Origin of the sequence: Marinicella rhabdoformis, assembly GCF_009671245.1 — a bacterium.
Lineage (GTDB): Bacteria > Pseudomonadota > Gammaproteobacteria > Xanthomonadales > Marinicellaceae > Marinicella > Marinicella rhabdoformis.
Genome location: NZ_VTFS01000001.1, coordinates 665,413 through 678,849 on the forward strand (window position 1 = coordinate 665,413; position 13,437 = coordinate 678,849).

Consider the following 13,437-nt stretch of genomic DNA (forward strand, 5'->3'; position numbering starts at 1 on the left):
GTTATTTTACATGAAAGCGTTTAATAGCGCTGATGAATGCCACAAAAAAAGCCGCATAAAAGCGGCTTTTTTTGTGTTATTGAAAACTTATTTTTTCATTGCCAGCATATCCATACGCTGTTTCAATTGAGCAGGTGGCAAATAACCTGGCATCAATGTACCGTCATCGAGCACAATTGCTGGTGTGCCAGACACACCCGCAGTTACACCCGCTTTGTACTGTGCCGCTATTGGGTTGTCACATGTTTTTGGCTCAACAGGTTCACCTGCTTTAGACAATGTCATTGCTTCTTGCTTGTCGTTGGCACACCAAACATTGACCGCTTTATCAAAAGAAGCAGAATTTAAACCCGCTCTGGGGAAAAACAAGTATGACACGCCGATACCAAGGTCATTATAACCCTGCATATCTGCATGTAGTTTGCGGCAGTAGCCACAATCTATGTCTGTGAAAACGGTGACATGACTGGTCATTTTCCCTTCTTCAGGAAAAAAATCTATGGTGTCGCCCTTTCCAAATGCTTTCATCACATCTTTACGCATTTGAGTTTTTTTGGCATCCGTTAAATCAACCCTGTTTTCAATATCAAACAATGATCCATTAACCAAATATTTGCCATCTTCGGAGATGTACATCACTTCTGATCCACGACCCACATCAACTAATATTTCTTTTACACCCTTTATTGGCGTATCAGACACTGCAACAACTTTTGTTGCAGGAGAGGCGATTTTTTGTAACGCCATGGTGTATTTCACCAAATCATCTTCTGCTACACCTTGTGTTGACGTTAGAGCAGCGGCTGCCAAAATTAATATTTTTTTCATAAATTTCCTGTTTTTCTCGGTTTATGGCCGTAAATAGTCAAAATAATTCAATAAGACACTTCATTCTATGTATATCTTTCATAAATTCCACTTTTTCTAGAAATGAAGCAGGGTTATTTAAGCTTCATTAGCTGGTGTCGTGAATTGCATTAATAGTTTGTGTATTTGTTTGTTGAAATACTCTTTAGATAAACCCAAGACTACATCAAATAAGGATGTTTTTATTTTAAAAAAGTGAGGTGTTAGCTTTTGCCAATTTCATAAGTAAGAAAAAAGTGGCTGGAAAGTCCTTTTTCCAGCTTTTAATACATCAAAAGTTGATTACGGCTGAGCTTGGGCAGTCGTTGCTTTTGCCTTTTCTTCCAACGTGGTTAAATGATTCAACCATTGCTGTGCATTACTTCTTGATTTTTTATAGTTTATTGCATTGTTAAAAGCCTTTCTCGCCTGAGGATAGTTTTTCAAGCTTGCATGACTCATACCTAACATCAACCAAGCATTGCCCATCTTATCGTCACTTAAACCGCCTTTTTTCAATGCAGATGTTATAGAAGAAACGGCTTTAGACCAGTTCTCCATGTCTAAATACAAAAATGAACGAGTTAAATCCATTTCACCGTCTTTAGCAAACTCACTTGCTCTGTCATACGCTGCCAATGATTTGTCGACATTTTTAGCGGCGTACCAAGTTTGTCCCAATTGCTTTAAGTTTTTGAAATTGGCCTCAACTTTTTTCTCATTCATGGCACGCTCTAATAATTTAGCGCCTTCATAAGGAACATTATTATATGAGTACATCTTGTACAGTTGTAGGTATTCACTTTCTTCAGATAATAACCCTTTCCTTTCGGCTAGCGCCAAAACAGCCAGTGATTTTTTGTCATTTTTTAAAGTAAAATAAACTGAAGACAGCTGTTTCCAATAGATTTTCTTCTCAGGAGCCAGACCTATCAAAATTTCCAACACCTCTGCCATTTGCTTATATTCAGACAATTCGGCATGCGTAGACAACAAAAGCTGGTACCAAGATTCATTGGGCTTATCAGCCAATGCTATGGCCTGCTTTATGGCTTTTTGCGCTTCTCTGAACTGTTCTAATTGCGCATGAGTATTTGCCTTAACAGCAAAAGCTTTATCTGGAATCTCATCTACAACTTTAAAGTATTCATCCAAAGACTTTAAAACACCTTGATAATCTTGGTCCGCCATTTTGATCTGAGCCAATTGCAACATCATACTGAAATGAGTTGTATTAGGCATCGCATCTAAATCAATAGATTTTTGAAAATGACGTGCTGTGGCTTTGTAGTCACCTTGAGCGGAAGCTGCATGGCCAAGCAGTTGATGCAACAATGATTGAACATAAGCATCACGCTTAGGGTTGGTCTTAACCAACATAGCTTCCAAACCTGATTTAGCTTCCGCGTATTTCTCATCTGCCAAGAATTCACTCAACTTAGTGACCCTTTTAGATTGAACCTCAGACATGATGACTTGAGCAGATGGCTTTCTTTCAGGGTTGTCAGTCTTTAATGATCCTGCCAACAATGAAGTTGACGACAATAACAAAGCACTTACAGTGATTAATTTATTCATGAATAGCTCCTCATTAACTGTCTGGCAAATCAAACTCAATGGTTTGAGTAGCAATTTGCTCTACCTGCTGACCATTAACAACCTTTGGTTTAAATTTAAACTTTAAGATTGCTCGAATGGCTTCACGGTCGAATATGCGTTTAGGTTTTGAATCAACCACTTGTGGATTAGAAACTGTTCCACCTGGAGTAATTGTAAATTGAACCTTAACCCACCCTTCAATTTTAGCCATCAGTGCCTTACGTGGATACTGAGGCGCGATTCGAACAATGGGAATTACGCCACCTTCTGCACCCATATCTACTGAACCCAATTGACCTAAAAACGGACCATCTCCACCCATACCCAAATCTAAATTAGGAATATTTGCCATTGGCATGTTATTAACTACTTGCTGCTGCTGAGCAACATTCAGTTTTGGTGGCGGTGGCGGCTCTTTTGGTGGTGGTGGCTTCTTAGGGATTCTTCGAGAACGCTCTCTCACCTCATCCTCTAATTTTACTTTCGTAAAATCAATAGAAGGCAACTCATCATCATTATTACGGTTATCAGCAGCTTGGCTAACCAAGTGATGCATTAACAGATACAAAGTAACCGTAATAAATGCAGCAGCAAAAGCAACTAGAATATAGCGAGGTAAACTCATACAACTTACCCCTGATCTTTTTCTGCAGCGATCGAAATACTTTCAACACCAGCTGATTTAATTTGATCCATTACCTGTACTAAGTCACCTGTACGAGACCCACGATCAGCAATAATAACTGCACTGGCTTCTGGGTTTTCCGCATGCATTTTTTCTACACGAGATCTAACCGCACGTAAATCAACTTCTTGTTTGTTAATCCAAATCGCACCATCGTCTTTGATAGCAACCAAAATATTTCCTTTTTTGACTTGCTTGGCATTTGAATTAGATGGTCTTGAAATATCAACACCTGTTTCTTTTACAAATGAAGTTGTTACGATAAAGAAAATCAACATGATGAATACTACGTCCAGCATGGGCGTGATGTTGATTTCTGCTTCGTCTTCTTGAAAATGTCTTTTCTTCATTGTTCAATTCTCTTTTTACTCAATGTTATTGACCTGAACCAATGGTCCAGGTTCAATAAATTTTCAATGTGACTGCATTCTGTCTTCTAATTTTTCCGCTTCAACCGCCGCTTTGTGCTTGAAGAAAGTCGTAAAAAATACACCAGACAGTGCAGCAACCATGCCAGCCATAGTCGGTACAGTGGCTTTTGAAACACCACCGGCCATCGCTCTGGCATTACTGGTACCAGCAATTGCCATGATGTCAAATACTTGCAACATGCCATAAACAGTTCCAAACAATCCAAATAATGGGCTGATGGCAACCAAAGACTCTAAAAAGCCTAAACCTGAACGCAAACTGATTGATGCTTCAGAAACTTTTGCTTCTTTGATTCTTCTGGCAAACCAAGTGGTTGTGTCTTCTCGCTCGTCCCATTCTTTAATGATTTTGTTTCTCATCTTAGGATAAGTTACAAAATAGAACCAAGAACGCTCAAGAATCATCAGCCACATCACAAATAATAACACCATGATGGCCCAGAGCACTGGGCCACCCATGTCAATAAAAGATAAAATGCTATACCAACGCTCTTTGAGCCAAAACATCTTATTTCTCCGCCATACGGGCTACGATGCCTGCACTTTGCTCTTCTAGGATTTGCGTTTGTTTACGCGCCATAGATTGCAAGATTGAGTGCAATACAGTCAAAGGAATGGCAACAACCAAGCCCAACACTGTAGTTACCAGGGCCATAGAAATACCGCCAGCCATAGATTTAGGATCACCAGTACCCATTAATGTGATCATTTGGAAGGTTTGAATCATACCAACAACTGTACCTAACAGACCCATTAAAGGTGCAATCACATAAAATACTTTAATGATAGACAAACCTGACTCTAGAGGTCCGGTCTCTCTCAAAATGGCCTCATCTAGTTTCAATTCCATTGTCTCAATGTCAGTATCTGGACTTTCAGTATATACAGACATGATACGACCCAAAGCATTGTTTTGACTTGGTTGCTTTTTCTTTAATTGAGATTTGATTTTTGAACCAGAACCTAACAACATGAAGAACTTGATGATAGCAATTACCAAACCGATACCACCCATAATCAAAATGGTATAACCCACTTCTTCACCTTGTTTTACTTTGTCCTGCCAACTTGGAGTCTGAATCACCAGCTGTAAAATGGTACCACGGGTATAATCCATTGGCACTTCGCCTAATTGGCCCGCCGGCGTATTAACAAAACTTTTAGCCAAACCAGCATATTGAGCCGCAGGTTGTTTTGACAAACGCATCAACTCACCTTTACCAGTACCAGTACCAGCATCAGCAGCAGATTTCCAGATCAAAAACTTACCATTTGAATCGAACGCATTGAACGTACCAACTCGAGTGACCTCTACATTACTTTCAATTTCTCCACGCTCATCACGAATATCGGCCGTGAACCTAGAGATCTTACCTTCTTCGACAATTTCAGTTTGCATTTCCAACCACAGTTGACGCAATTCTTGAATGTTAGGTAATTTAGTTTGTGAAGCCAACTGAGTTAAAAACTCAATTCGACCAGGCAATTCAGCAGAAGTCATAGACTCTTCTAAAGCGCTTCTTAAGTCGCCAGCCAATACTTTAACGGTACCTTGCATTTCACCCAAGTTACCAGAACGCTCAGCCAAAGTAGTTTCCAGTTCAGCCAATGTTTTTTCGTTGTTGTCGTAAGCCAACTTTAATTCTTCTGTACGACGTTCTAAAGCTGCCAACTGTGCACGAGCTTCACTCAACAAACGGCGCTGTTGGTCACGCTTGCTTTTGAATTCTGCTTCACGTTTTTTGTTTGCTGCAGAGCTTTCAGTTGCTGCCTTTTTAACAACATTCAACAACTGATCTAAAGACATATCTTGTGCTTGAACAGCAGTTGCCGAAAAACACAGTGCCAATAACAAAGTAGTTAATTTTCTCATCTTATTCTCCTGTGCTCATGATAACTGGCAAGCCAATCAAGTTTGGCGCAGCTTGTTTAGCAGCAATTCTCAATCCTTCCTTAATAGCTGAATTGTATCTGTCATCCAATTTCTCGAATTGTTTGGTAGATGCATTCCACATACCAGACTCTTTTTCATCCAATGTTTGGTATAACAAGGCTGTACGACCTATTTGCAAGAACTTAACTTTGGTGTTATTGCCTGGCAACTCATCTTCATATGTAGAAACAGAACGACCATAATCCAACTCAATTTGATACGCTTCAGTTACTTTTCGATAAATTTCAGAAGTGGTCACACTTGAGTTTTCTAAAATGGCTTCTAATGAAGCAACTCGTCTCAAACGCTCTTGTTTTCTGAAAGGCACATCAGCTTCAACTATCTGCCTCATCATATCGACCATTTCGATTACCATAGGAACAATGGCACGGTTAGTTGATTCCAACTCAGTCATTTGCTCATTCATAGATTGAATGGCGCTGTTTTGGTCATTTACAACCGTTTCTAACTGCTGGTTATAAACCTGCAAACTTTCAATTTCAGACAATACTGTTCTGTATTGAACCAACAACTCTTCTGTTTGATCACTCAAACGGTTGACGCTGTTTTGAGATGTTGCTGCTGCATTGTTGGTGTTGGTCACCACCTGTACTGCTGTTTGTAATTGTGCAGTTACTGCAACTGAAACGAACATTAAAGCCAAAATTACCATTTTTTTGGTCAAATTAACTTTAGAATTGTGAGATATAAGCATACCTTCCCTTCCAATTATTAGTTTAAGAATACGTGAAACCATTGATTTTAAGCACATTTTTCAATACAAAACACACCCAAACTCAAGATTCACTCGACTCAGTGGGGAACAAGAATACCCGCCTTTCTCAAAAATTTAAAGAAATATTTACGCTAAATTAAGAAAAATATTGTTACATTTTGCTCGCGTATTTCTATAAAATCCATGCCGTTCAATCATTTACAAGGCAATTCATAAAATGAAGCACTCTTCAGTTTTTAAACATCTCTTTTCACTAATGTACGACATATTTCCTATTTTAGGTCTGTTTTTGACATCTTCTCTATTTATCATGTTATTGAGGGGTGGTGAAGAAGTATCTCCAGGCACTGTTTGGTTTCAATTTTTTCTCGCGGCTGAAGTGTTTTTGTATTTTGCCTATTCATGGAAATCTGGCGGACAAACATTAGGCATGCGTGCATGGAAGCTGGCAATTGTAGACCACAACCAACTAACATGGGGCAAGGTAACTTTAAGGTTTTTGGCGGGTGTGGCCAGTATAGCCACACTTGGGCTTGGCCTTTGGGTCAAGCTCTGGAACAAAGACAAGATAACCTGGATGGACCAAATCAGTCACACCAAAACTGTTTCTATTAAGAAAGCCTGAGCTTTTCTGACAAGACCAAAAATAGAACCATGATCAATGCCAAGGAAGGCAACATGGCAACCCAGAACGGATGCACATGATAAACCTCGCCATAATTAAGCAAGGTCTTGTTTAGCAAATAAATCACAATACCAATCACAATACCCACAACCAATCGCTGTGCCATGCCTCCACTCCTCACCTGGCCGAATAACATCACAACGCCGCACATGGCTGTGGCAATGACCAACAATGGAAAACTCCATTTAGACCACCAAGCAATATGATACGCTGATTGCATGCTTTCATTCTGAGCCGTGAATTGCTGATACTTTTTAATGTCACGTAAACTCAAATATTTTGGCCGGGTGCTGCTGATATTCAAAATCTCAGGTTCAATGCGAGATGACCATTTCATGTCAGACTTCTTATCAAGGTCCACACCAGCCACTTCAAATTTTGAAATCTGAATGTTTTCCAGCGTCCATTGTTCATTTTTATATGTTGCCTTTTCAGCCTTCGACACCCGCTTAAGCTTCTTATCCACCAGCTCAAACACAGTCACATCTTCCAACTCATATCCACCGTCACCTTTGGACCTCATTTGTTTGGTTTTTAAAACAACATCACCATCTTTCAACCAAATGGCCTTTGATGTACTGATAGATTTACCCTGAGAAATTTTATGGTTCCTGAAGTCTTGCGCCATTTGCTCTCCTGCTGGCGCAACAAACTCGCCCAACCACAAAACCAAAGCCAACCAAAACCCAATGGACAGCAGCGCAACCACAGCAATTTTAATTTTACTGAAACCAGAACTCATCAGCACAACCAACTCAGAACCCGCTGCCAAGGCGCCCAGACCAACAACGACAGACAACACCGCGCTGACAGGAAAAAGTTCATATATTTTACTGGGAATGGTTAAAGCCACATAAAAGAACACATCACCTAAAGTATAGGCCGACGATATGTCATTTAACTCTTTAATCAAAGCAAACAACACATCAATTGAAAGTAAGATCAAAACAGCCAACAACAATGCCGCTGAAATTGACTTAAATAAGTATCGCGTTATCAGGCCCATCACGATGCGCCCTCAGCCTTCAAAGCTGACCATTTTAATGAAGGGCCATCGGCTTTTTTAATGCGCCAAACACCGTAAATTAGAAACACAGCGTAAACCCACCACAAGCCGAAAGCCATAGGTACTTTTTCCTGCTCCAACAATGATTGTCCAATAGTTAACAAGTTAACCATGAACGCATAAGCCAAAACACCTACCACCAAGTTGACAAATTTTGCCTCTCTGTGTGACGTTTTAGACAAACTCACTGCCAAGACAAATAAAACCAAAACAGTCAATGCTGGCATGATGCGCCAATGCAGTTGTGCTTGCTCTTTGACATCCGTTGACTGCCATAATTCCATTGAAGTTTTAGATTTCTCATCTAAGTCAGCAATTTTTTCATCCAAACTGGGTAATTTAATGTCATTGCGTTTGAACTTCATCAAAGTGTATTTTTGCGTTCCAGGCTGGCCTTCATTTCGATATCCATTAAACAGTGCAATGTATTTTTGACCATCCTCTTCATACTGGTGCGCGTATTCAGCTGTGATGGTGTCAATCCGATCATCGTGACTGATGTTAGCAAAAACATTTTCAACTTTCTGCTGTTCCACATCGACCCTATCTACAAAGATGACGCCATCAGAAGAAAAAAACTTTTGAAACTTGCCCTCGGTTAAACCCATCAAAGAAATTTCATCGTTGGCTTTAGATGTAAGTTCCTTTGAAATCTTAGCCGCTTCAGGAGACACCACCAAAGACAAAAATAACATCAAAGCGAAAACAAACACCGCCAGGGGCATCAGTGCCTTCAACATCGACTTGGTTGACCACCCCACACTGTGCATGATGACCGCTTCTTGATTGCGGTATAAACCACTTAACGAAACCAACACCCCTAAGAAAAATGAGAGTGGCACCAAAATACTGAGCACATCAACAGAGCGCAGACTCAACTCAGTAAACAAAAGCTCCGGAGGTAAAACGCCACGCGCGATGGCGCGCAAAGTAGAAGTAAACAAAGTCCCCACCATCAACAAAAACAGCAGCATCAAAACCACCAAACTGGTTTGGATACATTGTTTTCTTAAATAGTTGGCTAAAGTATTCATTCAAAGTTTCATTTCGTGGCGCGCCATTTTACCAGAAAGCATAGAGTAAAATCTGGTGAAAGCGACGCATATTGTATAAAATGCGCGGTTCGTATATATAAGGAATAAAACATGAAAATAAAAGCCACCATTCAAAACATTGCGGACAATGCAGCTGACTTACTGATTGTAGGCCACTTTCAAGACCAAACAGACAACGCTTTAATTACTGCTTTAGGCAGCGAACTGTCTGCACAATTGAGCCAACGACTGGCGAACGCTGATTTTACAGGTAAAAACGGCGAATCTTTGACCTTATATAATGACAAAGGCCAACACATCATGATTGTAGGCTTAGGTAAAAACGACAAATTAACTCAAACAGCCCTTTATGACATCAGCCACAAAGCTTCAGCGACGGCTGCCAAGACACGCTGTAAAACAGTTGCCACTTATTTATTGAGTGACACGTTTGAATCTATCGATGCTGACCAAGCCGTTAAATTGGTTGTTTTGGGTTCATCTCATGGCGAATACCGTTATGAAGACACCAAGAACTTCAAAGAAGACAACAAGCACAACTTAGACACTTTGGAAGTTTTTGCTGATGAAAACCTACACACTTACATCAACCAAGCCAAAGCCATGGCAGAAGGTGTCACAGCAGCCCGTCATTTGGGCAACAACCCGCCGAACATTGCCAACCCAAAATACATCGCCAAATTCGCTGAACAAATTGCCAACAAGTACGACAATGTCGAATTAGACGTTTTAAACCACAAACAAATGAAAAAAATGGGCATGGGCGCATTATTGGCTGTTGGCCAAGGTTCACACAACAAACCTAAGATGGTGGTATTGAAATATACCGGCACTGATAAAAAACAAGCACCGGTTGCTTTGGTTGGTAAAGGCATCACATTTGATACCGGCGGCATCTCTTTGAAGCCGGGTGCCAACATGGACGAGATGAAATACGACATGTGTGGCGCAGCCAGTGTGATTGGCGCGTTTGTTGCCATCGCTGAAATGCAACTAGACATCAACTTACTGACCATTGTTCCTGCTGTTGAAAACATGCCTGATGGTAAAGCTTACCGTCCGGGTGACGTCATCACCTCATACTCTGGTAAGACCATCGAAGTGTTGAACACCGATGCCGAAGGCCGCATGATTTTGTGTGACGCTTTGACCTATGCCCAAGAATTCAAACCTGAAGTTATTTTAGATTTGGCCACATTAACCGGTGCCTGTGTGGTTGCCTTGGGTCACCAAGCATCTGCTGTGATGACCAAAACCGACGGTCTGGCACAAGATGTGATTCAAGCAGGCTTACAAGTACATGACCGCGCTTGGGAACTGCCTTTGTGGGACGAGTACCAAAAACAATTAGACACAAGCTTCGCGGACATGCAAAACATCGGCGGCTTCCCAGCTGGTACGATCACCGCTGGTTGCTTCTTGTCACGCTTCACCGAAGGTCAAAAGTGGGCGCACATTGACATCGCAGGTACGGCATGGAACAACAAAAAAGAAGGCGCCACAGGCAGACCTGTAGCGATGTTGACACAATACTTAATCAATCAAGCAGGATAAGCTGCCAACAAAGTCAATAAAGACAGGGCCAATAAAAAATGATCAACAAATACGACCCATCAGAGATTGAAACCAAGTGGTACCAAACTTGGGAACAAGCAGGCCATTTCAAAGCCGACATGTCGGCCGAAGAAAGCTATTGCATCATGATACCACCACCTAATGTGACCGGTACTTTGCACATGGGCCATGCATTCCAAGATACCATCATGGACGCATTGATCCGCTACCACCGCATGCAAGGTAAAAACACCTTGTGGCAACCGGGTACCGACCATGCTGGCATCGCCACGCAAATGGTGGTCGAACGCCAACTGGACGCCAAAGGCTCATCACGACTCGAATTGGGTCGTGAAGCTTTTGTCGAAAAAGTGTGGGAATGGAAAGAGCAATCAGGCAACACCATCACCAATCAGTTGCGCCGTATCGGTGCATCACCAGATTGGGAACGCCAACGCTTCACCATGGACGAAGGTTTGTCTGAAGCGGTGATGAAAGTATTTGTTGAATTACATGAAGAAGGCTTGATTTACCGCGGCCAAAGGTTGGTCAACTGGGACCCAACACTGAACACCGCCTTGAGTGACCTTGAGGTGGAGTCGATTGAAGAAAACGGTTTCATGTGGCATTTCAATTACCCAGTTGCTGATGATGCAGGTAACGCCACTGATCAGTTTTTGACCATTGCCACCACACGACCTGAAACTTTATTGGGTGATACGGCCGTGGCAGTTAATCCTGAAGACGGACGATTCAAGCATTTGATTGGTAAAAACATTCTGCTGCCGATTTGCGAGCGATTGATTCCGATTGTTGGTGACGATCATGCCGACCCTGAAAAAGGCACCGGTTGTGTGAAAATCACACCAGCACATGACTTCAATGATTACGAAGTCGGCAAGCGCCATGATTTACCAATGCTCAATGTACTGAATTTTGATGCCACGATCAACAAGAACGCACCTGAGCCTTATCAAGGCTTGCCTCGTTATGAAGCGCGCAAAGCCGTGGTTGCTGAAATGGAGCGTTTGGGTTTATTGGTGGAAATCAAACCACACACTTTGATGGTGCCTCGCGGTGACCGTTCAGGTGATGTGATCGAACCGATGTTAACCAATCAGTGGTATGTCGATGCCAAAACATTGGCAGGGCCTGCCATTGAAGCGGTTGATACCGGTGCGATTAAATTTGTACCAGACAACTGGAAAAATACCTATTACGCTTGGATGAACGACATCCAAGACTGGTGTATTTCTCGTCAACTGTGGTGGGGTCACAGAATACCAGCTTGGTATGACGAAAACGACAACATATTCGTCGGCCTGAATGAAGGCGATGTGCGTGCCAAACACAACATTGCCGATGATGTAAAATTACGCCAAGACAATGACGTGCTAGACACCTGGTTCTCATCTGCTTTGTGGCCCTTTGCCACATTAGATTGGCCAAAAGATTCTGAAGAACTGAAAGCCTATTACCCAACCAATGTTTTGGTCACAGGTTTTGACATCATCTTCTTCTGGGTCGCCCGAATGATCATGATGGGCATCAAGTTCATGGACGATGTACCCTTCAAAGAAGTTTACATCCACGGCCTGGTTCGTGATGGTCAAGGCCAAAAAATGTCCAAGTCCAAAGGCAACGTCCTTGATCCTTTGGATGTGATTGATGGTATCACTTTGGAAGACTTGCTTGAAAAACGCACCAAAGGCTTGATGCAGGACCAACCGAAGAAAATAGAACAAATCAAAAAAGCAACAAAAGCCGAATTTCCAGAAGGCATCAAAGCCTACGGTTGTGATGCCATGCGCTTTACTTTTGCCTCTTTGGCCAGTACCGGTCGAGATGTCAACTTCGACATGGGTCGCGTAGAGGGCTACAGTAACTTTTGTAACAAAATTTTCAATGCCTCTCGTTTTGTCATGATGAACACCGAAGATTATGTAGCAACAGCAAACAACTTCTCAAATGCCACAGTGATAGAACAATGGATTTTGTCACGTTTACAAAACTGCATCAGCGACTACCGCAGGCACATGGATAGCTACCGCTTGGATTTGGCCAGCCAAAGCATTTATGACTTCTTCTGGAATGAGTATTGCGATTGGTTCTTGGAGTTGTCTAAACCGTTACTGAAATCTGAACACAAAGCACAAGTTCAACACACCTTGTTATATGTATTAGACCAAGCATTGAAATTATTGCATCCTTTGATGCCTTTCATCACCGAAGAAATTTGGCAAACGGTCAAAGAAAAACTGAGCCTGAGCGATGAATCTATCATGATTTCGCCCATGCCAGTTCACAACGAAGCTTTGGTCAATACACAAAGCGATGCTGAAATCCAATGGATTAAAGATTTAACACTGGCCGTGCGACAAATCCGTGGCGAAATGAACATCCCGCCATCTAAGAAACTGGACGTATTGGTGACCAACTGTGGTGACAAAGACCTACATTGTTTGAACACACAGCAAGATTTACTGAAAACCATGGCACGACTGGCTTCTGTTAATTTGCTAGAAGGCGAAGAACCACCGGCGGCAACCGCCTTGATGGGTGACATGAAACTGTTGATACCCTTGGCTGGCTTGATAGATGTGGCAGAAGAGTCTGCCCGTTTGAATAAGCAGGTTGCTAAGGTCACGCAAGAAATCAAACGCGCAGAAGGTAAATTGGCGAACGAAAAGTTCACCGCCAAAGCGCCAGCTCATTTGGTTGAAGCTGAAAAAGAAAAACTGACCCAAAACGAAAAAGCCCTGACAGAGCTGCAAGAACAGTTAGAGAAGCTCTCTAACCTTTAAATCTATTTAGGGTATTGAAAGCATGTTTAACATAACACTAAAA

12 protein-coding genes are annotated in these 13,437 nt (G+C 41.8%); 3 read left to right on the forward strand and 9 right to left on the reverse strand.

Features of this window, described 5'->3' with window-relative positions; all coding sequences use genetic code 11:
• Positions 1-87 precede the first annotated feature (87 nt).
• The 7 genes from FET73_RS02920 to FET73_RS02950 form a co-directional block, all read right to left on the reverse strand.
• Positions 88-828, reverse strand: a complete 741-nt coding sequence (locus tag FET73_RS02920; RefSeq protein ID WP_154222408.1) for a thioredoxin fold domain-containing protein — start codon at positions 826-828, stop codon at positions 88-90.
• A 321-nt stretch (positions 829-1,149) separates the two neighbouring features.
• Positions 1,150-2,424 (reverse strand): tetratricopeptide repeat protein, encoded by a 1,275-nt coding sequence (locus tag FET73_RS02925; protein WP_154222409.1) that lies wholly within the window; start codon positions 2,422-2,424, stop codon positions 1,150-1,152.
• A 13-nt stretch (positions 2,425-2,437) separates the two neighbouring features.
• Positions 2,438-3,070, reverse strand: a complete 633-nt coding sequence (locus FET73_RS02930) for an energy transducer TonB (protein ID WP_154222410.1) — start codon at positions 3,068-3,070, stop codon at positions 2,438-2,440.
• A 5-nt stretch (positions 3,071-3,075) separates the two neighbouring features.
• On the reverse strand, positions 3,076-3,480 hold the full coding sequence (locus tag FET73_RS02935; RefSeq protein ID WP_154222411.1) for an ExbD/TolR family protein: 405 nt from the start codon (positions 3,478-3,480) through the stop codon (positions 3,076-3,078).
• A gap of 63 nt (positions 3,481-3,543) precedes the next feature.
• The gene (locus FET73_RS02940; protein ID WP_154222412.1) at positions 3,544-4,068 is read right to left on the reverse strand and encodes a MotA/TolQ/ExbB proton channel family protein; all 525 of its coding nucleotides are present in this window, start codon (positions 4,066-4,068) and stop codon (positions 3,544-3,546) included.
• Between the two features lies 1 nt (position 4,069).
• The gene (locus FET73_RS02945; protein WP_154222413.1) at positions 4,070-5,434 is read right to left on the reverse strand and encodes a MotA/TolQ/ExbB proton channel family protein; all 1,365 of its coding nucleotides are present in this window, start codon (positions 5,432-5,434) and stop codon (positions 4,070-4,072) included.
• A gap of 1 nt (position 5,435) precedes the next feature.
• Complete coding sequence (locus tag FET73_RS02950; protein WP_179952075.1) at positions 5,436-6,209, reverse strand: DUF3450 domain-containing protein; 774 nt, start codon at positions 6,207-6,209, stop codon at positions 5,436-5,438.
• Positions 6,210-6,447: 238 nt separating this feature from the next.
• Between FET73_RS02950 and FET73_RS02955 the strand changes: the two genes are divergently transcribed.
• Positions 6,448-6,855, forward strand: coding sequence for an RDD family protein (locus tag FET73_RS02955; RefSeq protein ID WP_154222415.1), 408 nt, complete (start codon positions 6,448-6,450; stop codon positions 6,853-6,855).
• Here FET73_RS02955 and lptG read toward each other — a convergent pair.
• Together lptG and lptF are read right to left on the reverse strand one after the other, a co-directional pair.
• Complete coding sequence (gene lptG / locus FET73_RS02960) at positions 6,842-7,921, reverse strand: LPS export ABC transporter permease LptG (RefSeq protein ID WP_154222416.1); 1,080 nt, start codon at positions 7,919-7,921, stop codon at positions 6,842-6,844. The two genes, FET73_RS02955 and lptG, sit on opposite strands and share 14 nt — an antisense overlap.
• Entirely contained in the window at positions 7,921-9,015 is a 1,095-nt protein-coding gene (lptF, locus tag FET73_RS02965; protein ID WP_154222417.1) for an LPS export ABC transporter permease LptF, read from the reverse strand. Before lptF ends, lptG begins: the two co-directional genes overlap by 1 nt.
• A gap of 111 nt (positions 9,016-9,126) precedes the next feature.
• Between lptF and FET73_RS02970 the strand changes: the two genes are divergently transcribed.
• Together FET73_RS02970 and FET73_RS02975 are read left to right on the forward strand one after the other, a co-directional pair.
• Complete coding sequence (locus FET73_RS02970) at positions 9,127-10,590, forward strand: leucyl aminopeptidase (RefSeq protein ID WP_154222418.1); 1,464 nt, start codon at positions 9,127-9,129, stop codon at positions 10,588-10,590.
• A 38-nt stretch (positions 10,591-10,628) separates the two neighbouring features.
• Positions 10,629-13,394 carry a valine--tRNA ligase gene (locus tag FET73_RS02975; RefSeq protein ID WP_154222419.1) on the forward strand — a complete coding sequence of 922 codons (2,766 nt, stop codon included), beginning with the start codon at positions 10,629-10,631 and terminating at the stop codon, positions 13,392-13,394.
• Positions 13,395-13,437: the final 43 nt, after the last annotated feature.